20 protein-coding genes are annotated in these 21,901 nt (G+C 50.7%); 10 read left to right on the top strand and 10 right to left on the bottom strand.

Annotation, left to right across the window (positions count from 1 at the left end; all coding sequences use genetic code 11):
* Positions 1-63 precede the first annotated feature (63 nt).
* From BDT_RS12575 to BDT_RS12560, 4 genes are all read left to right on the top strand, one after another.
* Positions 64-1,182, top strand: a complete 1,119-nt coding sequence (locus tag BDT_RS12575; protein ID WP_015091625.1) for a Gfo/Idh/MocA family protein — start codon at positions 64-66, stop codon at positions 1,180-1,182.
* Between the two features lie 148 nt (positions 1,183-1,330).
* Positions 1,331-5,107: a tail fiber domain-containing protein gene (locus BDT_RS12570; RefSeq protein ID WP_015091624.1), complete on the top strand. Its 3,777-nt coding sequence runs from the start codon at positions 1,331-1,333 to the stop codon at positions 5,105-5,107.
* A 4-nt stretch (positions 5,108-5,111) separates the two neighbouring features.
* Complete coding sequence (locus tag BDT_RS12565) at positions 5,112-6,539, top strand: fibrinogen-like YCDxxxxGGGW domain-containing protein (protein ID WP_015091623.1); 1,428 nt, start codon at positions 5,112-5,114, stop codon at positions 6,537-6,539.
* Positions 6,540-6,557: 18 nt separating this feature from the next.
* Positions 6,558-8,027, top strand: a complete 1,470-nt coding sequence (locus tag BDT_RS12560; RefSeq protein WP_015091622.1) for a fibrinogen-like YCDxxxxGGGW domain-containing protein — start codon at positions 6,558-6,560, stop codon at positions 8,025-8,027.
* Positions 8,028-8,106: 79 nt separating this feature from the next.
* On the opposite strand, the gene BDT_RS12555 is transcribed toward BDT_RS12560, so the two are convergent.
* The 5 genes from BDT_RS12555 to BDT_RS12535 all read right to left on the bottom strand — a co-directional run bounded on the left by BDT_RS12555 (position 8,107) and on the right by BDT_RS12535 (position 13,080).
* On the bottom strand, positions 8,107-8,328 hold the full coding sequence (locus BDT_RS12555) for a hypothetical protein (protein ID WP_041577798.1): 222 nt from the start codon (positions 8,326-8,328) through the stop codon (positions 8,107-8,109).
* A gap of 86 nt (positions 8,329-8,414) precedes the next feature.
* Positions 8,415-9,872: a sensor histidine kinase gene (locus BDT_RS12550; RefSeq protein WP_015091621.1), complete on the bottom strand. Its 1,458-nt coding sequence runs from the start codon at positions 9,870-9,872 to the stop codon at positions 8,415-8,417.
* Complete coding sequence (locus tag BDT_RS12545; protein WP_015091620.1) at positions 9,850-10,536, bottom strand: response regulator transcription factor; 687 nt, start codon at positions 10,534-10,536, stop codon at positions 9,850-9,852. The genes BDT_RS12550 and BDT_RS12545 overlap by 23 nt, the downstream gene beginning before the upstream one ends.
* Positions 10,517-12,634: an LTA synthase family protein gene (locus BDT_RS12540; protein ID WP_015091619.1), complete on the bottom strand. Its 2,118-nt coding sequence runs from the start codon at positions 12,632-12,634 to the stop codon at positions 10,517-10,519. Before BDT_RS12540 ends, BDT_RS12545 begins: the two co-directional genes overlap by 20 nt.
* 35 nt (positions 12,635-12,669) lie before the next feature.
* Positions 12,670-13,080: a hypothetical protein gene (locus BDT_RS12535; RefSeq protein WP_015091618.1), complete on the bottom strand. Its 411-nt coding sequence runs from the start codon at positions 13,078-13,080 to the stop codon at positions 12,670-12,672.
* Between the two features lie 92 nt (positions 13,081-13,172).
* On the opposite strand from BDT_RS12535, the gene BDT_RS12530 reads away from it, so the two are divergent.
* From BDT_RS12530 to pdxH, 5 genes are all read left to right on the top strand, one after another.
* Positions 13,173-13,418 (top strand): twin-arginine translocase TatA/TatE family subunit, encoded by a 246-nt coding sequence (locus tag BDT_RS12530; RefSeq protein ID WP_015091617.1) that lies wholly within the window; start codon positions 13,173-13,175, stop codon positions 13,416-13,418.
* Complete coding sequence (gene selD, locus BDT_RS12525) at positions 13,415-14,467, top strand: selenide, water dikinase SelD (RefSeq protein ID WP_015091616.1); 1,053 nt, start codon at positions 13,415-13,417, stop codon at positions 14,465-14,467. The genes BDT_RS12530 and selD overlap by 4 nt, the downstream gene beginning before the upstream one ends.
* Positions 14,457-15,596 (top strand): tRNA 2-selenouridine(34) synthase MnmH, encoded by a 1,140-nt coding sequence (gene mnmH / locus BDT_RS12520; RefSeq protein WP_015091615.1) that lies wholly within the window; start codon positions 14,457-14,459, stop codon positions 15,594-15,596. The genes selD and mnmH overlap by 11 nt, the downstream gene beginning before the upstream one ends.
* Before the next feature lie 103 nt (positions 15,597-15,699).
* On the top strand, positions 15,700-16,395 hold the full coding sequence (locus BDT_RS12515) for an FKBP-type peptidyl-prolyl cis-trans isomerase (protein ID WP_041577794.1): 696 nt from the start codon (positions 15,700-15,702) through the stop codon (positions 16,393-16,395).
* 3 nt (positions 16,396-16,398) lie between these two features.
* Positions 16,399-16,989 (top strand): pyridoxamine 5'-phosphate oxidase, encoded by a 591-nt coding sequence (gene pdxH, locus BDT_RS12510; protein ID WP_015091613.1) that lies wholly within the window; start codon positions 16,399-16,401, stop codon positions 16,987-16,989.
* 231 nt (positions 16,990-17,220) lie between these two features.
* On the opposite strand, the gene BDT_RS12505 is transcribed toward pdxH, so the two are convergent.
* The 5 genes from BDT_RS12505 to BDT_RS12485 all read right to left on the bottom strand — a co-directional run bounded on the left by BDT_RS12505 (position 17,221) and on the right by BDT_RS12485 (position 20,193).
* On the bottom strand, positions 17,221-17,661 hold the full coding sequence (locus tag BDT_RS12505; protein WP_015091612.1) for a pseudoazurin: 441 nt from the start codon (positions 17,659-17,661) through the stop codon (positions 17,221-17,223).
* Positions 17,662-17,821: 160 nt separating this feature from the next.
* Entirely contained in the window at positions 17,822-18,388 is a 567-nt protein-coding gene (locus BDT_RS12500) for a GNAT family N-acetyltransferase (protein WP_015091611.1), read from the bottom strand.
* Complete coding sequence (locus BDT_RS12495) at positions 18,360-18,668, bottom strand: hypothetical protein (protein WP_015091610.1); 309 nt, start codon at positions 18,666-18,668, stop codon at positions 18,360-18,362. Before BDT_RS12495 ends, BDT_RS12500 begins: the two co-directional genes overlap by 29 nt.
* 115 nt (positions 18,669-18,783) lie before the next feature.
* Positions 18,784-19,173 (bottom strand): Co2+/Mg2+ efflux protein ApaG, encoded by a 390-nt coding sequence (gene apaG, locus BDT_RS12490; RefSeq protein WP_015091609.1) that lies wholly within the window; start codon positions 19,171-19,173, stop codon positions 18,784-18,786.
* A gap of 51 nt (positions 19,174-19,224) precedes the next feature.
* Positions 19,225-20,193 (bottom strand): endonuclease/exonuclease/phosphatase family protein, encoded by a 969-nt coding sequence (locus tag BDT_RS12485; protein ID WP_015091608.1) that lies wholly within the window; start codon positions 20,191-20,193, stop codon positions 19,225-19,227.
* 117 nt (positions 20,194-20,310) lie between these two features.
* Here BDT_RS12485 and BDT_RS12480 point away from each other — a divergent pair, with 117 nt between their 5' ends.
* On the top strand, positions 20,311-21,852 hold the full coding sequence (locus BDT_RS12480; RefSeq protein ID WP_015091607.1) for a M17 family metallopeptidase: 1,542 nt from the start codon (positions 20,311-20,313) through the stop codon (positions 21,850-21,852).
* Positions 21,853-21,901 lie beyond the last annotated feature (49 nt).

Below are 21,901 nucleotides of genomic sequence, written 5' to 3'. Positions count from 1 at the left end.
TTGTTTTTATGGCAGCGAAAGCCTTTTAGAATTTCGGGATGTGATCCCTAAAGGAGGTTTTCGGTGGCCGTAAAACAAAGTGAAAAAATTCGGTACGCGGTAGTGGGTCTGGGGCATATTGCTCAGAATGCTGTTTTGCCTGGATTTACTCAGTCCACCGCCAACTCGGAGCTGGTGGCCTTGGTGTCAGGCGACGAAGTCAAACTTCAGAAGCTTTCCAAAGAATACAACGTCGATTACACCTTTGATTATTCTGATTATCGCAAGATGCTTTATTCCGGGCTTATCGATGCGGTTTATATTTCGCTTCCCAATGACATGCACGCGCGCTTTGCGGTGGAAGCCATGCAGGCCGGAGTTCACGTTCTGTGTGAAAAACCTTTGGCCATGTCGGTGGATGATGCCAAGATCATGGCCCAGGTCAGTGAAAAGACCGGCAGCCGTTTGATGACGGCTTACCGTCTGCATTTTCAGCGCGCCAATTTAAAAGCCATCGAAATTGCCAAATCTGGCCAGATCGGGGAAGTTCGCTTTTTCAACACTGTTTTTAGCATGCGTGTGAAAGAGGGGAATGTGCGCACCAGTCGCACCAAGGGCGGAGGCCCGCTTTACGACATCGGCATCTATTGTATTAACGCCGTCCGCGGTTTCTTTGGTGAACTGCCGGAAGAGGTTTTTGCTTTTGCCAATCAGGGATTCGATCAGCGTTCCAAAGAAGTGGATGAAATGCTGTCCGTGGTGATGAAGTTTTCCGGGGGCCGAATGGCGACTTTCATCTGCAGCTTCAGTGGTCAGCATCAGGCGGCCTTTGATGTGGTGGGAACAACGGGGTGCCTGCGCCTGGAAAATGCCTATGAATACTTTGACGATATGACTTTGTATTTCAGCCGGGTGAACGCCGCCACCCGTAAATACAAATTCAAAAAGAGCGATCAGTTCGGGCCTGAGATCGTGTATTTTTCCGACTGCCTGATCAATAAAAAACATCCTGAACCCAATGCCACAGAAGGAGTGCTGGATCTGATGGTGATTGAGGCCATCATGAAGTCGGTGAAGTTGCGAAAACCAGTCACCCTGACAGCGCTTAGCAAGACTTTGCATCCCACTTTGCGACAGGCTCTTCGCCGTCCGGCGGTTGAAAAGCCTTACACCGTTCATGTTGAGGCCCCGTCGATGGACTAGGTTGATTCTCAATTTAAGTCGGGGTTTGTGTCTCACCTTGAGACTGAAATGTGCTGAAATATGTAACAAAGGTTCGTAAATAGCGAGATCTTCCTAGGATTTTGTGAATGTAATTTAGAGTCGGATTATAAATGCCGATACGTTTCGTATGAAAAACTACGGAACGTTAACGGCACTTTTCTTTGTTAGCCTTTTAACAACGGTGGCTTATGCCAGCCCGGCGGCGCTGACTTATCAAGGACGCATCGTTAAAAGCAGCGGAGCACCGCTGGAATACAACGCGGTCGCCTTCCAGTTTGAAATTCTGGCGCCGAACAAGGTCTGCGTTCTTTACCGGGAACAACTGAATCACATCGACATGACAAACTCAGGCGGGGTGTTCGACGTCAAGATCGGATCTTCGCACAGTTACCCTGGGGCTCCGACCTTCACGATCCTGGATGCGTTTAACAACGGCAATCCCTTCGTGTGTGACGGGGGTTCACCTTACAATCCGGGTCTGACTGATGGCCGCTTCCTGCGTGTGAAATTCCATGATGGTTCCCAATGGCAGACGATTTCTCCGGACAATGAAATTCGCACCGTTCCTTTCGCAGGTTTTGCTTCTTCCGCGGCGACGTTGGGTTCGCATGTGGCAACTGACTTTGTGATGAAGACCGAAGTCAATGCGGGTGCTGATTGCGGTGCTGGCAGCTTCCTGACCTGGAATGCCGCGACCAAGGAATTTGGTTGTGCGGGTGTTTCTGGTGCCAGCGGCGGTACGGTTCAGTCCGTGGCAGCTTCTGCGGGCAGCAACCCTTATCTGACAGTTTCTGCTGACACGGTCACACCGTTGATCACCTTGAACGTTGGCACGGTGGCGGGCACTGTGGCTGCGGGTAATGATGCGCGTTTCACTGATTCTCGTGCGCCCAATGGGGCTGCGGGTGGGGCTTTGACGGGTACATATCCAAATCCTGGCCTTGCTGACAATACGGTGACAACACCTAAAATTGCTGCGGGTGCAGTGACTACGGAAAAGCTTTTTGCAAACCCTGGAATCAGTCGTCTGGTGATGACGGATTCTTCAACGGGGGCGACGCTGGCGCCGCTTTCTTGTGGTGCCAATCAATTACTGACCTGGTCTGTGGCTTTGGGCTGGCAGTGTACAAATCAATCTTCATTGGCTGTGGGGTCTGCAACTCAGGCGACGAACTTCCTGGGAAGTCTTGCTGGTGATGTGACGGGCACTCAAGGCGCGACGGTTGTTGCTCAGATTAAAGGTTACCCGCTGGATTTCACAGTGGCACCGACGAACAATCAGGTTTTGAAATTCAATGGCACCAGCTGGTATGCCGCGGCTGACAGCAATGCGGGCGGTACCGTGACGAATGTGACCGGCACTGCGCCGATTTCTGTGGCGACAGGCACGACGACCCCGGTGATCTCGATTTCTCAAGCGAATACGTCAACTAATGGTTATCTTTCTTCTGCGGACTGGAACACTTTTAACGGCAAACAAAATGCGCTGGGATTCACACCGCTGAATCCTGCAAACAATTTGAGTGAGCTGACTGCAACAGCCGCTACAGCCCGTACTAATCTGGGGTTGGGCTCTGCAGCCACCTTGAATTCGACAGTTCTTGTGGGGAATGCCGGAGGTTCACCAAGCATTCAGTCAGGTAACGACGCCGCCAAGCCTGCAAGTCCGGCAGCCGGGGCGATTTATTTCGCCGCTGATACGAAAGTTATCTATCAATATAACTCAGGGGCCTGGGTGGCGATTGCTTCCTCGGCTGGGGCCGGTGGTACGATTGCGGCTTTGACGGGGGATGTGACCGCTTCCGGTAACGGCACGGTCAGTGCGACAGTGAATTCTGTTGGTGGCTCAACAGCAGCGAACGTGAATTCCGCGACGGTGGCTGCAAATGCGGCGACAAATCTGAATACAGCCAGCGCCATTGTAAAACGTGATGGATCCGGTAACTTTGCTGCCGGAGCGGCAAGTTTGGGTTCTGTGGTTTTACGGGACACGGGTGCAAACACCGTAACTTTGCAGGCACCGAACACGGTGACGACTTCTTATGTTCTTAGATTCCCGGCAGCGGTGGGTTCAGCCAATCAGGTCCTGACCACGGATGCTTCTGGAAATCTTTCCTGGACATCACCGGCGGTGACGTCGGGTGTGGCGGTGACTTCACCGATTGTGAATTCTGGTACGGCGGCAGCTCCAAATATTGGCATTCAAGTGGCCAATGGAACTCAAAATGGTTATTTGGCTTCTGCGGACTGGACGACCTTTAATAATAAACTTTCAGCGACTTTGACCTCGGGGAATATCCGCGTGGGTAACGTTTCCAACGTGGCGACAGCCGTGGCACCAAGTGGTGATGTGACCATGACCAATGCGGGTGCTTTCACCGTGACAAAAGTTCAAAGCACAGCGGTCAGTGCGACGGCGCCGACGGCCGCTGGTCAGGTGCTTCGTTACAATGGCACCACTCAGTACGCTCCATCCTTCCTGCAAGTGGGTGACATCCGTTCGACGATCACACCCTTTGGCGGAGTGTTTGCAAACTCGGCATGTACGACTTCTCAAACCATGTATTATAATGCGGCCACAGACACGTTCCTTTGCCAGACGATTGCCGTCGGTGCTGCCAACTTCCCAAGTGCTCTAGTTAATGGTGGTAACAGCTTTGGTGCTGCAGCCACAGTCGGTACCAACGATGCACAAAGCCTGCAGTTTGAAACTGGGGGTACGACTCGTATCACAGTCGACACCACAGGTAATGTGGGCGTGGGGCAGGCTCCGGATGCCAATGCCAAAATCGCCATCAAGACGACATCTGCGGCTCAGGCTCCTTTGATTCTGGATACGGTGGCGTCGGGTATTCCTTCCATCGACATGCTTCGCAATGGCACCTGGAAAGGGACCGTGGGCTATAGCGATGGAGCTTCGGATGATTTGTTTATCAGCAATGGAGTTGCCGGTAATATCATCTTTGACACCAGCAACGCGGAAAAAATGCGTCTCTCGTCCGCAGGTAAGCTGGGTATCGGCGTCAGCTCTCCGATCACACATTTGCACGTAAATGGTGCGGGGATCATTGGTTCGGGGAATACCACGTTTACTGACGCCAGTAACTATGTCATTGGAGCCTCCAACTCGATCACGAACTCTGGCGGTGGTAATGCTTCGGTAATGAACATTATTGGCTCGAACAATGCCATTACGACCAGTTTGTTTAACTTCAGTATCGCTCTGGATTTGTTCGGACGCAGTAATACAGTGAATAACAACTCGGGCAACGCCGTAGTTTTGGGCCGTGACAACATTGTTTCTGCCGGCAACACAGTCACGGTCGGTAAAAGTATCACCAACAGCGTGGCAACTTCGATGCAAATCGGTGTGAGCAATACGGCCAAAATGACCATTCTGACGACAGGTTTCTTCGGTATCAACACCACGGCGCCAAGCGAGGCTTTGGAAGTCAATGGCAACGTCAAAGCTGCTTCGTATCTGTATACTTCCGATGCGCGCCTGAAAAAAGACGTTGTGACTTTGCCGATGGCACTGGAAAACGTTCTGAAACTTCGCGGGGTGAACTTCGTCTGGAAAAACAACGGCGAAAAAACGATGGGTTTCATCGCCCAGGAAGTCGAAGCAGTGTATCCAGAACTGGTTCGCACCGACAAACAGTCTGGCTATAAGGCCGTTCAGTACGGCAACATCGTGGCGGTTTTGGTGGAAGCTCTGAAGCAGGAACACGCAGAGCGTCTGCAGGACAAAGATCTTTGTCAGGGACAGATTTCTCAGGTGTCCCGTGGTTTGGCTAGCGTGAATGAATCTTCGGACAGTCGTTTGAAAAAACTTGAACAGGAAAATCAGGATTTGAAAGCACGTCTGGAGCGTCTTGAAAAAGCAATGCTGAACGGAAAATAAGACAGTGAAGATCATTGGAAAGATCATTCTTATTCTAGCCGTGTCACCGTTGCTGGTGGCACTGAACACCCAGGACACCGGTCACCGGGTGAATCGTGGCACGACCAAGGCCATCAATGCTCATAGCGTCTGTAAGAAAGTGGTAAATGCCACGGCGGACAAGGACTTTTTTGTTCCCACTAAAACAGCTGCCGAATGGACGGCATTCCGTGCAGCCACCCTCACAAATGTCTCTTTGACTAAATGTGGATCCTGTTTGGATATTTTGAACAACAATGGTTCCGAAGGGGACGGCATTTATTACGTCGATCCCACGGGAAGTTCTCCGTATCCGGTTTACTGCGACATGACCACTGATGGTGGCGGATGGACTCGCGTGTTCAAACACAATATCGCAGGCGGGTATTTTGCCGATGCCACGGACGCCAGCAGTAAAAATACGACGGCTCCGACGGCGGACCTGTATTCTATTCTAAATAAAATCGATCATTTTAAAACTGCCGGGAACAAATACCAGTTCCGCCTGACCTGGCCTGGGGAAGACCTGAAAAACATCTGGTTCCAGACGACCAATCCCACTGCGGATGTGGTGGTGGCAGGATATAAAACAGTTTTTGTTCAGGGATATACCAACTATTGGGGTGGTCTTGAATTGGGTAACGGTGCCCACGGGCCGGCGCAGACGTCGGCTTATATCGAAGGTTCTGTCAATCATGCCAACTGGTATTATGCTGTGGGGGCGTATGTGTCCTGGGGCACGACACCGGTGGGTATTCCCGCGTCTGAAATGCTGGGAACCAGCCACGGTGTCGCCGAAGTGAATCTGTGGATGAAGGACGATGACACCCACGCGGTTTATAATTCCTGTAAGGCGATCCTGGCAGCCGGAGCCTCCAAGGGCGACGGACTGTATACGATTGACATTGATGGCGCCGGGGCCACTGCACCCTATGATGTTTACTGTGATATGACGACATCCGGTGGCGGATGGACGTTGGTGGCATATTCCAATGGTGCGGTGACTGGCACCACGCCGAATGATTTTTTTGTGAACACCTACAACCTGGCCGCGGCTGGTAAACACGTGATGGCGTCTCAGCAGGCGTCGGTGAATGTCGAGGCATTTTCAATTGCCGTGAACACGACGGATGCCATGTTTGTGTCTCCATCATACAATGGGGGCGCTGCGATCATTGATTTGGCCGGCGGAAACTGGAATTATAACAGCACCAAGTGTGCCGGGAACCTTCGTCACACCAGCCGGACGGCCGGCTGTGCGGGACAAACTGCCAATGACAATTACAGTGCTTCGGATGCCTTTAACATCGCCTTCAATTCAGGTAACGAAGGCATTGTGCCATCGTATAAAGCGACGGAAGTGTGTTACAGTGGCAAGGGTAACGCGTGTAATTTTAAATTCTATCTTCGCTAAGACGGGACGTGGACAGACATGAAAATGCGAATTGCCTTGATGATTATGATGGTGCCATTTGTGCTGGGAATAAACACTCTCAGTGAAGGCTATCGTATTCCGGTCGGGGGCTCGACACGGCTTTATCTGCCTTACGTTTCTTCGCAAGGGTCCTGTTACATTGTTACCAACAACCACGCCAGCAGTGATCTTTTTGTGCCCACAAAAACATCGACGGAATGGACCACGTTTGTCGGAGCCTCAAAGCCGGCGTTTATTGTCGCGACCCAGTGTTACCCAAAATCCTGCAAAGAGATCAAAGATCTGATGGGAAGCCCGGCGGACGGGCTTTACACGATTGATTCCGATGGTACCGGTGCAAATGGATCCTATTCAGCGTATTGTGACATGACGACTGATGGGGGTGGCTGGACACGGATCTTCCGCCACAATATTGCCGGTGGATATTTTGCCAGTACGACAGATGCTCAGTCGAAAAATACCGGTGCCCCGACGGGAAATCTTTACTCTCAACTAACGAAGATTCCTGATTTTGTGACGAACGGAAAGTATCGCTTCCGTCAGACCTGGCCGGGCTATTCAGCTTATAAGAATATCTGGCTGCAAACGACAAATCCTTTGAACGACGTTGTAGTTGCGGGCTGGGTGCCGATCATGGCAACGGCCATTACTGATCGTTGGGGTGGTTTGGAGTTGGGGAACGGGGCTCACGGTCCGGTGAACAATAATAACTCTTTGCTGGATGGTTCGGTACAGTATCCGGACTGGTGGTACGCGATCGGATCCACGGTTGCTTATGGAACGCCCGCAGGTATTCCTTCTGCGGGTGCAGTTCTGGGAACTGGTGCTGGCGTGGCGGAAGTGAATCTTTGGATCAAGGAAGATGACACATACACGACTTACAATTCCTGCAAAGCCATTCTGGATGCCGGGGCATCCATCGGATCAGGATTATACACAATCAACCCTGGTGGTGGCGGTGCGATTCCGGTTTACTGTGACATGACCACAGATGGTGGCGGCTGGACACGCATCCTGAATCACAATTTTTCCGATGGTCTGTTTGCCAGCACGGCAGAGGCACTCAGTTATAATTCAGGCGCACCTCAGGCGGGTCGTTATTCCATCATGGGACGCGTGGGTGGTTTCTATCGTTCGGGTAAACTGGAGCTTCGAATCAACTGGCCGGGTTCGGGCAGTTCAATTCGTAACTGGTGGACTCAGACCAGCAACTTCACTTCGCAGGCGATTGCTGGCTACACGGCAGTGACTGTGGAATCAACCACCAACTATTGGGGCGGTCTTGAATATAACGGGGCCATGACATCGGCGCTGGCTGAAGGCTCGGTCGGGCATTCGAACTGGTTCTATGCGGTGGGAATGCTGGCAAGTGCGACCTATGGAACTCCGTCGGGGATTCCGGCATCAGATGCGGTGACGGGCGCAGGCTCTATCGGTGTTCCGCGTGTGGAACTTTGGGTGAAATAATTCAGCAACACATTCAGAAATAAAAAAAGGGAACCCGAAGGTTCCCTTTATCACATCTTTTGCTCGTGAGAGCGAAAGATTAGTGACCAGCAGGAGCTGTAGTAGCAGGAGCAGCTGGAGCTGCAGCCGCTGCAGGAGCAGCTTCTTTAGCGTGTTTTTTCTTAGCAGCTTTTTTCTCAGCTTTAACTTCAGCGTGAGCTGGAGCAGCAGGAGCAGCAGTTGTAGCAGCTGGAGCAGTTTCGTTAGCGTGAGCAACAACACCTGCGAAAGCGATAGTCATCAAGATAGAAGCGAATTTCATAGTAACCTCCTAATGGTTCTTTGTTAGCTTCAATTGCGAACTAGAAAAGGCTAACAAACGGGGTTAAATCTTTGATTAAAAGCAGATTAAATGTTTTTAATTTCAAACCCGAACTTCGCACCTGACCCTGAATGATTCTGAGCACTTAGCTTGGCATTGTGAAGAATGGCGATTTTTTGCGCGATTGCTAAACCTAGACCAAAGCCTTTAACACGAGTCTCCATATTGGAACCGCGTGAGAAGCGTTCAAAGATGAACGGCAGTTGTTCTTCCGGGATGCCCGGGCCATTGTCTTCAACCAGCAGCTCTGTTGTCTCGCGGCCATGATTGACCGTCACAGAGACCACTTCCTGATTGGGTGAATACTTGATGGCATTTTCAACGATGTTCACAATGAGATTCGTCAGCAGGTCGTTGTCGCCACGAATAGGTTTGTGTTCTTCGCCGGTTTCATTATTAATTGTGACTTTCAGTTTGATATCTTTTGATTTTGCCAGTTTCTCAACCCGAGTCAGGGCTTCAAAAACCAGTTCGTCAAAATTCAGATCTTCCAGATTCAAGGCGCCAATCCCCGCATCCACACGAGCCAACAAAAGCATTTCCTGCACGATACTGGAAAGATTGTCCACTTCCTGCAAAGCACTTTTGATAAATTGATCGACATCGCGCTGTTCAGTTTTCTGCAGCAGTTCCATTTCACCGCGCATGATTGTCAGTGGTGTCAGCAACTGGTGCGAGGCATCCGCAACGAACCGTTCCTGGGACTGGAAGGCCTGCTGAATACGATCCAGCATTTCATTCAGCGTCAGTGACAGCTGTTTGATTTCATCGTTGGCATTGGGAACGGGGACGCGATTGGAAAGCTCGGTGACTTTGATTTCCTTGGCGATCTTAATGATATTATTCACCGGGTTCAAAGCGCGCGCCGACAGGAACATTCCGCCCAGGGTTGCCACGAACAAAACAAACGGAATACCCAGTTGCAACAGCGTCAGACGCTTTTGAATCTGGGTTTCCATCAAGGTCATTGGCACGGCAATTTGCAGCATCAACTGGGGCTTGGCGGCGTTATCCAGCGGGAATGAAATCAGGCGGTACGAATCGGCCTCGGCCGAGGGAATATTGCGGATGTGTTCGATGGTGCGATAGGTGGCTTCTTCGCCCTTCCAGATGCGTTCGAAGTCTTTTTTGTAGGGCGGGCTGAACTCGCCGAAATTTCCCACGCGCGCCAGCACGGCGCCAGAACTGTGACGCACCTGAATCAGCGCTGTTCCCAGCGGGAACGGAAGGATTTTCCCGTGATCCAGTCTTAGGGGAGGGAAGCTGAGGTCCCCCTTGATGCCGATTTCAATCCCGTCGGAAACGTCGACGCAGTAATTGAATAAAGCATCGTCGAAATCCTGTTGAAGGGTGTCGATCATCATTTGGAACAGGAACATATTAAAGAAAACGGTGGTAGCGCCAAAGATCAGCACAAAGATCAGCGACAGGCGCAGACGAATGCTGAAACTTTGAAAGAAATTATAGATTTTCTTTAAGAACATAGCCTGTACCCACCACCGTATGAATCAGACGTTTCGGGAACGGGACATCGATTTTCTTTCGCAGCAAATTGATATAGACGTCAATCACGTTGCTTTCAGAATCAAAGTGAATGTCCCAGACATGTTCGGCAATGGAAACGCGGCCCAACGGGCGCTCAGGATTTCGCATGAAGTATTCAAGCAGAGCGAACTCTTTGGAAGTCAGTGAGATTTCTTGCGCACTTCTGCGGGCTTTGCGCTGGATCAGATCCAGTTCCAGATCCGCATATTTCAGGATGTTGCTGACAGCACCGCCTTGGGACGGGGCCTTTCGGCGAAGCAGCGCGCGCACGCGGGCGTGCAGTTCATCAAAAGAATAGGGCTTGGTCAGATAGTCATCAGCACCGGCATCCAGTCCATGAACTTTGTCCTTGGTGGTGGACAGGGCCGTTAGCATCAGGATCGGACCTTCATAGCCGTCACGACGGATGTGGCGGGCGGTATCAATACCACTTTGATCAGGCAGCATCACGTCCAGAATCACCAGATCATAGTCGCCTTGGGCCATGTAAGATTCAGCGGCAGATCCGCTTTCAGCCAGGTCCACGGCATAGCCAACCTCATTGAGGCCTTTTTTCAAAAAGTTCGCCATCTTTATCTGATCTTCAACGACTAGAATCCGCATGATCCACGGGCCCTTTCTGATCTTGCTTTTCTTTCATGAAATAATAATCCAGGACACTCATCAAGGATTTGTATTTCACGGCGAGTTGTTTTTTGTGCTCGGTGTTTTCACCACGGACCAGGCGCTCATAGTGGCCTTCCCAGTCCAAAGAGATGTCATTTTCGGGTTTGCTGGTTGTCAGAACTCCGCCCGTGCGATCAGCAATCAGGTTGAAAGCATTCACCGCAAAGTCGCCGTTCTTTTCAAACAGATCACGGCCCAGCGCCGAGTAAGGAACTTCCGACAGTGCCAGATTGTAAAGTGTCGGCGCAATGTCCGCCTGGGAGCCAAAGGTCTCAGGATCCATTTTTTTGCGGATAGGTTCTGGAAGGTAAAGATAGAAAGGAACCGAGCCTTTTTGCAAAAGCTCTTGTTCGGTGAAGTTCACAATCCAGAAGGTGTGATCTCCGGTGATGGCGACGATGACCTTGTCTTTCAACGGCGAGTTCTTAAGTTTCGTCATGAACTTCGCCAGCTGATCAGAAGAATAGCGATAGGTTTTAAAGCGCTTTTCCGCCAAAGCCGCGTCACCGATCAGACGGGATTTTAGTTCATCCGGGGTTTTCAGATCCGGCACCTGATAAGAGTGCGGAAGCTGATAGGGCGGATGGTTCGTGGTGGTCATGGTCAGCATGAACTGGGGCTGGGTGCTTTCGCTTAATGTCTTATAGACATAGTCAAACAGCTCTTCATCATAAACGCCCCAGTCGTGGCGTTCTTTAAGTCCGCCAAGAGCCTCGGCCATTTCGCTTTCGCCCTCGACGGTGTCAAAGCCCTGCTTGATCGCAAACTTGTTCACTTCACGCCAGCCGGGGTTTCCACCGTACAGGAAGCGGGCTTTGTAGCCGGCACTTTTGAAAACTCTTGCGGTGCTGGAACGGAACGGCACCTGCAGGTAATCACTTTCCGTCAAAAACTCGCCAATAGGTCTTTGCGGAGAGCCAATCATCAAACAGCTAAGGCTGCCAATCGTTGCGTTGGTGCTGGACAGGAAGTTTGTCAGATAGGTGTCTTCGTTCAGGTGTTTTTTGAAGTCGCCCAGCAGATTGAATTCCGGGTTGTTATAGTTAAACCAGTAAGCCCCCATCGATTCCATCACCAGCAACAGCACATGGGGGCGGTTCTTTTCTGCCCACGCATTTTTCGGTGTCTGGCGCTTCATCAGATCCAGCGGGTCGGCCGGCACCTGATCCACCGAGATCTGATAGAAATCCGCAAAGGCCTGACGGTAATTGCCGCCATAACCATAGTGGCGCAGATTGCTGTCCCATTGGGAAATCTGCTGGGCCTTAAGTTCCACCGCGCGACCGAAAGCGCGCACACCGTTAAAGCTTAGATGATTCACGAAGATGCTTTTGGAAATCCCGGTGTCCATTTCGCTCAGTGGAAACAGCGCCAAAGATCCGCGGGCTCCGATGCCGTTTAAGACAAACAATACGAAGAAGAACAGCACAAACACCGGGTAAGAGATTTTTTGCGCGCGCCACGGAAGCCACTCACGACCTTGAGTGAAGTTGATCTTAAGACCCTTCCACAAAAGATAGGTGAAAAGCCCCAGCCCCAGGAAAATCCACACGGCCGGATAGTTGCGCCAGATTGTTTTGGTGATGGCGACGGTGTCGTCTTCAAAGTATCCGAAAATCAGAACGTTGATGCGGTCCTGATAGAAGCTGTAAAAACCAAAGTCCACGGCCGTGACAAACATCACGATAAACAGCATCACGGTGTAGTAGGGAACCAGGAAAGCGGTGAAGCGGGAATAGATTTTTGAAAGTGAAGATTCAAAACCCTTCCAGAAAGTGAAGAAGCTTAAGAACAGCAGAATCAGCAAAGGAATGGCATTCACGTAAAAAAGGACGGTGCTGTCAAAGCGGAAGCCCAGAACGAAGGCTTTGAAAACCGCGGGTGCCAGCTGGGACAGTTCGCGGGCATCGCCGAAGGTGGCCATAAATGCCCAGCGCCAGACGGAACCGATAATCAGAAAAGCGACATTCACGATCAGAATGCGCTTAAGGTATAGCCAGGATTGATTGAACCAAAGTGCCCGAGTGTTTTTCATTGAGGAAGTGAAAATCTCACTTCCCGGGCTTAGGATCAATCTGGAATTTTACCGAAATCCCATTTCTTGTTTGGGTCGTCAGGCACGATCACCGTGGATTTCGGGGCGGCGGACGCCTCGACGGTTTTGATGCGTTTATCGCCGTCAGCAGAGATCTGCACCGGAGGGCCGCCCGGCTTGCGGGATTTCTCCAGGATCTTTAGCAGTGCGCCATATTGCGGCAGGGAGCGCGGCAGGGTGTAGGCACCTTTGGCTTTCTCGCCCTCAAAGAAGACCTCGACCTCATCGGAAATCTCGCGAACAACGCGGACTTTGGCGGAAAAACTCTCTGATTTTTCCTCTTCGGCTTCCTGTTCATAGATGGAAGTGTTCATTTTCTTGGCTTTAGGTGGGTTCTGGGCCTGTGCATTACCAGCTAAGGCCAGTAGCATGATGAAACTCAGCATCGTATTTCCCCTTTCTCAATATAATGCACCTCCTTTTGTTGCCGCGCAATAGGCCTTATGCTAGGGTTTCGGTGTTCTAACGAGGAGACCTTATGAATTTGGGTTGGACAGAAATCCTGCTTATCGGTGGTATCGCTTTGCTTCTTTTTGGACCAAGCAAACTTCCCAATTTGGGACGTTCTTTGGGTGAATCCATCCGTGGCTTCAAGAAGGGTTTGAATGAAGATCCTGCCGCTGACGAAAAGGAAGCTAAACAGCAGATCACTCAGAATCCGGCAAAACCGATGACTGAGCAGCAGCCACAAACTGAAGAGAAAAAAGAAACGCACAACTCATGACTTCCAGTAAAATTTCCCTGACTCAGACGGTGCAAAAAGGGGGGTGTGCTGCGAAAGTGGCGGCCTCCGAACTGCGCGAAATTCTGAGGCAGGTGAAATTCCCGGCGGCTCATCCGGCCTTGATGGTGGATGGCGGTCTTTTTGACGATGCGGCGATTTACAAGATCAACGACGAAATCGCCCTCGTGCAAACTCTTGATTTTTTCACTCCTATTGTCGACACCCCGAAATTGTTTGGCGAAATCGCGGCGGCCAACGCGCTGAGCGACGTCTATGCCATGGGCGGAAAGCCCAAGACGGCCATGGGCATTCTGGCATTTCCGTTGGCGACTTTGCCTAAGGAAGTGATCGTTGATGTCATGCAAGGGGCCAGCGACAAGATCGCTGAAGCTGACGCCAATTTCGTGGGCGGACATTCCATTGATGACGACACTCTGAAGTTCGGTCTGTCTGTAACAGGTTTTGTAAACCCGCAACGGGTGTGGACCAATGCCGGAGCCAAAGCCGGGGATCATCTGATCCTGACCAAGCCTTTGGGCACAGGGACTTTGACGGCGGGACTGAAACGCCAGGAAGTTCAGGAAGCTGACATCATGGAAGCTTTGCAAAGCATGGCTACCGTGAACAATGCCGTGGACTATATGACTGACGTGTTGAAGGCTGAAGTGCATGCGGCGACTGATATCACGGGTTTTGGTTTGTCCGGCCATGGCATGCAGCTGGCCAATGCCAGCCAAGTCAGTCTGCGAATTTCTTTTGGTAAAATCCCGCGCTTTGCCAAGGCGTTGTCATTCCTGGAAAAAGGTTTTTTGACCAAAGCGCATCGTTCAAACGCGGAATACACCAAAGAATCCATTTCGGTGTCGGGTCTTGAATCCCTGCAACAGCATTTGTTGCATGATCCGCAGACCAGCGGTGGATTGTTGTTGTCCGTTTCCCGCGAGGTCAGTGCCGACATGGTTCAAGCCTTGCGCGCCAAATTCAAATCTGCTGAAATCATTGGAGAGGTTTTGCCTCGCCAGGATAAAGCGGTGATCTTTGAGCCTTAAAAACATCAAGCCCGATGAATTAAAACGACTGTTCCAGCAAAACATCCCGTTGATGGATGTTCGCGCCCCTGTGGAGTTTCAGCAGGGCTCAATTCCCGGAGCCGTCAATCTGCCAATCATGACGGATGAAGAGCGGGCCCGGGTTGGAACGGTTTACAAAAATCAGGGAAATGAAGCGGCCGTCAAGCTGGGGCATGAGCTGGTTTCCGGCGCCGTGAAAGAGCAGCGCGTGAACGCCTGGAAAAGTTTTGTCACGGCCAATCCCGAAGCGGTCTTTTACTGTTTCCGGGGCGGTCAGCGTTCGCGCATTTCTCAGGCCTGGTTGAAAGAGGCCGGGATTGAACGTCCGCTTTTGACCGGAGGCTATAAGGCCGCCCGCAATTATCTGATCAAACAAATTGAGGAATTTTCCGTCAGACAAGAGCTGATCGCAGTGTCCGGTCCCACTGGCAGCGGGAAGACGCATTTTCTGCGTGGACTGAAGGACCATCCGATAATTGATCTGGAGGCGTTGGCTCGGCACCGAGGCTCGGCCTTTGGCAATTGGGAAGTTCCGCAGCCCACCCAGGTGGATTATGAAAACCATCTGGCCCGTGAAATCCTGCTTCTTGAGGACAAAATTCAAGGAAAAATCAAACCGCTGGTGGAGGATGAAAGTCGTCTGATCGGGCGAATCTCACAGCCGGCGACGTTCTTTATTCGGTTGCGGTCGTCACCAGTGATCTGGATTGATGAGCCTTTGGAAGTGCGAACCGACAATGTCTTTGAAGACTACATTTTGAATTCCTCGATCGGGCAGAGTTTGGCTTCGACACCTCGCTGTGCCGAGGAAAACGACATCCTTCGTGGGCAGGCATTGCAATTGTTTGCCCGGTATCGCCAGTCTTTGCAGGCAATCCACCGTAAGCTGGGGGGATTGAGAACTCAGGAAGTCATGGCAGATCTTGAAAACGCCGAGCTGCAGTACCTGAATCATGCCGAGCTTTCAGGCAATAAAGTGTGGATAGAAAAGCTGCTGCAATATTACTACGACCCGATGTATCTGGGCTCTTTGGACCGTCGTCACGTGACGGTTCTGTTCAAGGGAACCCGCATCGAGGCTGAAAAGTTCGTCCACGGCTTGCGCTGAACTAAGGCTCATTTCACTGCGCGTTATCTATTTGAAAATAAAAGAAACGAGCGCAAGATAAAGCCTTTAGTATTTAAAACAAAACCCCTTAAGAGGAGACAGCATGAATAAATTGGTCCTTGGTGGTCTGGTTGTTGCGGCTATGGCCTTCACAACAGCTTGCCAAAAGAAAGTTAAGCTCGACACTGATATGAAAAAAGCGAGCTATGCTATCGGTCAACAAATCGGTGGTAACTTGAAACAACAAAACATCGACTTCGATGCAGATGCATTGGCGATGGCTTTGAAAGACGCAGCAGCAGGTAAAAACGAAATGTCTAAAGAAGACATGCAAGCTGCTATGATGAAACTTCAAGAAATGGCGATGAAAAAACAACAGGAACAAGCTGAAGGTAATTCTAAAGCTGGTAAAGACTTCCTGGAGAAAAACAAATCTGCAGCGGGCGTGAAAACAACTGCTTCCGGTTTGCAATACATCGTTGAAAAAGAAGGCACTGGCGCTTCTCCGAAAAAAGAAGACGTTGTTAAAGTTCACTACAAAGGTACTTTAACTAACGGCGAACAGTTCGACTCTTCCTACGATCGTGGTCAACCGGCTGAATTCCCAGTTGGTGGCGTGATCCCAGGTTGGACAGAAGCTCTTCAGTTGATGAAAGTTGGCGGCAAAGCCAAGCTTTTCATTCCACCTGAGTTGGCTTACGGTCCATCCGGTCGCCCTGGCATTCCGCCAAACTCTGTTCTTGTGTTCGATGTTGAGTTGATCGACATCGTTAAACAAGACACTAAAAAGAAAAAGTAATTAATGTTCGACATTAACAAAGACCCTTTTGAGCATTTTGACCGCCTGATGAAAGAGGCGGTCACAAAGCAGATCCCGGAAGCCAACGCAATGTCGGTGGCCACCGTGGATGAAAAGGGTGTGCCCTCCGTGCGCATCGTCTATCTTAAAGAGGTGAGCAAGGGGGGCTTTGTTTTTTATGGGAACTACAGTTCTCATAAAGGCAAAGACATCGAGACTAATCCGGTTGTCTGTCTGAATTTTCACTGGCCCGCGATCTGGCAACAGATCCGCATTACCGGCAAAGCTGAAAAAATTTCGGCGGCTGAAAGTGACGCTTACTTTGCGACACGAGCCCGCTTAAGCCAAATCGGTGCCTGGGCAAGCCATCAGAGTGAAACGATTCCGGCCATCGACTGGTTGTCCCGCCGGGTTCAAGAATACGAAAAACAATTCGACGGCCAAGTTGTGCCACGTCCGCCACACTGGGGCGGGTGGAGAGTCATTCCCACCGAAATCGAATTCTGGTTCGGCCTGAACGGCCGTTTGCACGAACGCTATGTCTATCAGCGCACCGAGGACGGTGGCTGGAAGACATTCCTACGAAGCCCTTAGCTCCTTCTTTTAAATAAAAAGCCCCTACCTGCCCCCTCGGCTGCGAACAGTCCTCGCGGACGCCATCCCGTTGGGATGAGCTGCTGCGGAACTTGCCGACGGGACAGGTAGGGGCTTTTTATTTAAAAGAAGGGCGTCGACCTTTGTGCTTATGTCGACGCCCCGAAAAGGTGCCTGGTTGTTTTTTCTGGCGATGCTGCGTTAGTTAGGTAGCATCGCGCAGAGGGTTGGTTACTTTACTTGGTTCAAATATTTGTCCAGGCGGTCTTTGTTCATGGCGAAGGTTTTGGACATTTCTTTTGATTTGTCCTGGGCTTCTTTTAAGTTTGTTGGAGTACCCACTTGGATGACGCCGACCATGGCCATTGGCAGGTGGATTTTGCATTCGTAGACGTAGACGCCTTCTTCAGTGACTTTGATTGTCAGCGGTTTGTTCAGTGGGGCGCTGAAGGCTTTGGCGCCTTTTGGAACTACCACGGAAGACACGTCGTGGGACGGGTCGGTTGGGACGAACTTGATGGTGTCGCCTTTGGCTGCTTTCAGATAAGCCGGTTCGAAGACCATGATGCCTTCTTTGCCGTTGTTAAGCATTTTGATTTCGTGGGTGGCGGCTTCTGCATTCAATGCGGCGGCCAGGATCAGTGCGGTTGCGAGTACGGTTTGTTTTAGCATGGGAAACCTCTTTCATTTCTTGACTGAGATTTCGCTCTTAAATTTCGTATTCGTCAAAAAAACTGTGAGAAGAGCATGATGTTGATCATGCTTTTCTCACTTCTTTTTCACCCGGTTTTCATTCGCAGAAATGATCTTGTATAATCGGGGGTTTGAGGGGTTAAACTTCCTCTTTGGTCAGGGCCCAGATTTCCATGTCCTGCCACTTTTTATGAACCAGCAGGCGGCGTTTGCTTAAGCCCTCTTTGCGCATCTTTAAAGCCTTGGCGACTTTGATGGATTTTTTGTTTGTCGGCGCGATGCCGGCTTCCACGCGGTGAAGTTTTAATTTCTTGAAGGCGATGTCGATGCAGCCACGGGTTGCTTCCTGAGCAAATCCATAACCCCAGTAGTTATTGAAAATACGATAGCCGACATAGGCGTTTTGGAAGACCGCGCGGGAAATATCCATCAGGGTGACAAGACCAATCAGCGTGCCGTCGTCTTTCAAAAATACACCGAAAGAATAAAAGTGATCACGTGCGCGCTGGTCTTTTTCGGATTTCAGAAGTTCTTTGAATTTCCTGGGGGTCAGTTCGGATTCTGCCCAGTTGGTTTCATCCCATTCATTTTGCGGATCTCGCATGCTGGAATAGGCCTGCACCCAGTTTTCATAATCAGTGACTTCAAGGGGGCGCAGGATCAGGCGGGATGTTTTTTTAACGATGGGCAGATCTATAGACTTCATTGCTGACGAGTCTAAGCGGGATGCGCTCCAGGTTGCAATAATAATAGGTCAGATTGTGCGAGCTTTTCACCACGGCAGTATGGGATTCGTGACCGATCATTTTCACGGTGATTTTCACCGGATGGTCTTTTTTGATCGCGACCAGTTTCGGAGTGAAATAGTTGGTTCTTTGACCTTCAACCCAGATCTCGGCGCCTTCTTGTTCAGAGACGACCATGCACAGGCACATATCGGGTTTTTCAAGGCCCAGAAGTTCTTTGAGATTTTTAAACCACGTCATAAAACGCCCCCAACGAATTGCCAGAGGGTTTAGCACGGCTTTCTTCGCAATTTCCAGCCAAAAACTGAAAACTGGACCATGTAATGTTCAAAAGCGATTTAGGAACAGCAGGGAATTAATGCAGCGCCAAAGGAGCGATCAGATAAAACTCCGGTACTTCCACCGAGAAGCTCTCGCCACTTTCACCCACGAAGAAATAACGTCCCACCATACTGCCGGTGGACGTTGTCAGAGGGCAAGCGCTGTCATATTCAAAGGTTTGACCGGGCTGAATTTTGGGCTGTAATCCGACAACGCCAGGGCCGCGGACTTCTTCTTTTTTGCCCAAAGCATCGGTGATAACCCAGTGACGGCTCATCAGTTGGGCAGGAGTTGATCCGGTGTTGGTGATGGCAATTTTATAGGCAAAGAAATGATAGCCTTCAGCGGGTCGCGACTCTGTAGGGACGTAGACGACTTTCGCGGTGATTTGGAAATCAGGGATTGAAGTTTTTTGCATTGCCATAGTGACATTTAGAATAAATTTGACCGTGAAAAACGTCAATATGTTGGCTTCTTATTTCAAAGGAAGCTTCTCAATTTCGAACACCAATGGATAATGATCCGAAGGCAGACTTAATTTGGCATCCATATTGCGGGGGATGTCGTGAGCCATTCCGAACTCATCTTTGTAGCGATGCACATAAGCCGACACCGGCTTCAGATAAGGGTGCAGCAGGGGTGGGATGAAAACAAAGTCAATTTGCCGCCCGTCGGCCCGTGAAGAATTGCGGACTTGATAAAAGGTCGCACGTTCCTCAAACTCCAGCTGCGCTACCTCCAACACGTCGCGCAGCGAAGTGAGGCTATAGATGTCTTTGAACTCTTCATCGGTGCCGGTGACGCTGGCGTTGCCATTAAAGTCGCCCGCGACCATGACCGGCACCTGCGGGTGGGTTTTTTCCAGTTCCTGATAGATTTCGATCAATGTGCGCAGCTCGGCCTGACGTCGTTCAAAACCGTTGGGGTCAATTCGCTCCGGATCCAGCCGGGACTTTAAGTGCGTCAGCAGGATGATCATGAACGGTTTGTCCCGGTCCGTTTTGAAAAGCTTCAGTTCCACGACGTCCCGGGAAAACTTGTGGCTGGTGGTGATCTTACCGCCCTTGACCGGATAGCCGTGAGCCAAGCTGTCGCGCTCGTGCGGATACAGGTAGTTGATCAGGCGGTGCTTGTTGGACTGAAGGTCAAAATAGAACGGCAGCCCTTTGCGGATCAAAAACCCCACGTCGATGTTGCGTTCCGAGTTTCCCTCAATCAGACAAGGGGAATAGGCTTCATCCATAAAGAGAAGGTTGAAGTTATTCAGTGATTCAAGTCCGCCCACTTCACACAGCATGATGATGTCGGCGTTGATCTCTTTGAGGGCTTTGGCGATATCCTGAGTCTTCTTCAGAGGTTTGTTTTCATAGACCGACGTGGACAGACGCTGCCAGTGAGCTTCTTTCAGGTTCAGAGCATCCTTGGACGGGATTCCATCAAACATCAAAAACAGGTTCTCTGCATTGAGTAAGCAAAATTTTAGGTTTGTGGTCTCTGTCCACGTCATATTATGATTCTACGGAATATCACCCTAATCACAAACTAAAAGTGAGGATTTAAAGTGGCTAAAAAAGCGACTCCAGCAGCAAAGGCGGCGGGGAAGCTTCAATTCCATTCCTGGATTGAAACTTTCGACTTCGGAAAAGAACTTAAAGTAAAAAATGAAATGACAGGCTTTGTCTATTTCCTAGGGGTGGATGACTCTGCAAAGTTCGCTTCCCTGATTGAAGAGCATGGTTTGGCTTGGCAGGCAAAGACCCTGAAACAGAACGACCGTGAGGTTGTTTATTTCGCAGGCAGCAACGGCCCGGTTTGGATTCTTCGTCCACGCAAAAAAGCCAGCGTTGGCCATGACGGTCTGATTGATGAAGCAGCTTATTCCTGGGCTCGTGATCAGTTCGGCACTTTGGTGAGCCAGTTGAAAGCTCACCACCTGAAAGCAGTTCAAATGGAATTCCATGGCACTGAAGGAGCTCAGGATCTGGGTGCTTTGGTTGGTTTGGATGTGGCAGTTTATAACTTCCGTCAGTTCGTTGACGGCAAGCAACTGACCGATCTGCCAAAAGTGGCATTGAGAAAATCTCTGGGTTCTTGGGATAAAGCGGTCGTGAAGGATGCAATGTTGCGCGCGCGCGCGGTTAACGTGGCCCGTCACATGGTGAACTTGCCACCGAATGATCTGAATCCGAAATCTTTCGCGGAAATGGCAACCAAACGCCTGGGCTTCCCGAAAAACACCAAAGTCACTGTTTGGGACACCAAAAAGCTGGTTTCCGAAAAAATGGGTCTGCATGTGGCCGTAGGGCAGGGAGCTGAAAACGGTCCTTGCATGGTTCACCTTAAATACCGTCCGGCGAAGAGATCGGCTTTGAAGCCGGTGGCTATTGTCGGTAAAGGGATCACTTTTGACACCGGTGGCTTGGATATTAAACCAAGCTCAGCAATGCGTCTGATGAAGAAAGACATGGGTGGCGCGGCCAGCGTGATCGCCCTGGCTCAGTGGGCTGCGGAAAGCAACTATCCGGGTCCTTTGGATTTCTATCTGGCCTTGGCTGAAAATGCGGTGGATGGAAAGTCCTTCCGTCCGGGGGATGTGATCACGGCCCGCAGTGGGATGAAAGTTGAAATCGACAACACCGATGCGGAAGGCCGCTTGGTTCTGGCGGATGTTTTGGATGTGGCCTGTACGCAAAAAGGCACAGAAGAAGCCGAGCTGGTGATTGACGTTGCGACCCTGACGGGTGCTATCAAGGTGGGCTTGGGGGCTGAAATTGCCGGTCTGTTCTCGAACGATGATGAACTGGCCGCGGCTTTGACCAAAGCCGGTCAGCGTTCCGGTGATTTGAACTGGCGCATGCCTTTGTTTGAAAAGTACTGGGGCGATCTGTCTTCACCGTTTGCGGATTGCAAAAATTCCGGCGGCGGTTTCGGTGGCGCTATTACGGCGGCATTGTTCCTGCAAAAATTCGTGCGTGGAAAAAAATGGGCGCACTTGGATGTGTATGCATGGACGGACAAGGCTCAGGGGGCTTTGCTTTCCAGCGGCGGCAGCGGTCAGCCGGTTCAGTGCTTGATTGAGTTCCTGAACTCCCGTCTGAAATAGTTCTTTTAAAAACCCGCACCTGATAAGTGCGGGTTTTTTTAGTCGATGG

Origin of the sequence: Bdellovibrio bacteriovorus str. Tiberius, assembly GCF_000317895.1 — a bacterium.
In the GTDB taxonomy this organism is placed as follows: domain Bacteria; phylum Bdellovibrionota; class Bdellovibrionia; order Bdellovibrionales; family Bdellovibrionaceae; genus Bdellovibrio; species Bdellovibrio bacteriovorus_F.
The sequence above is the reverse complement of the archived record's forward strand: the minus strand, read 5'-3'. Positions and strand labels throughout refer to the sequence as shown.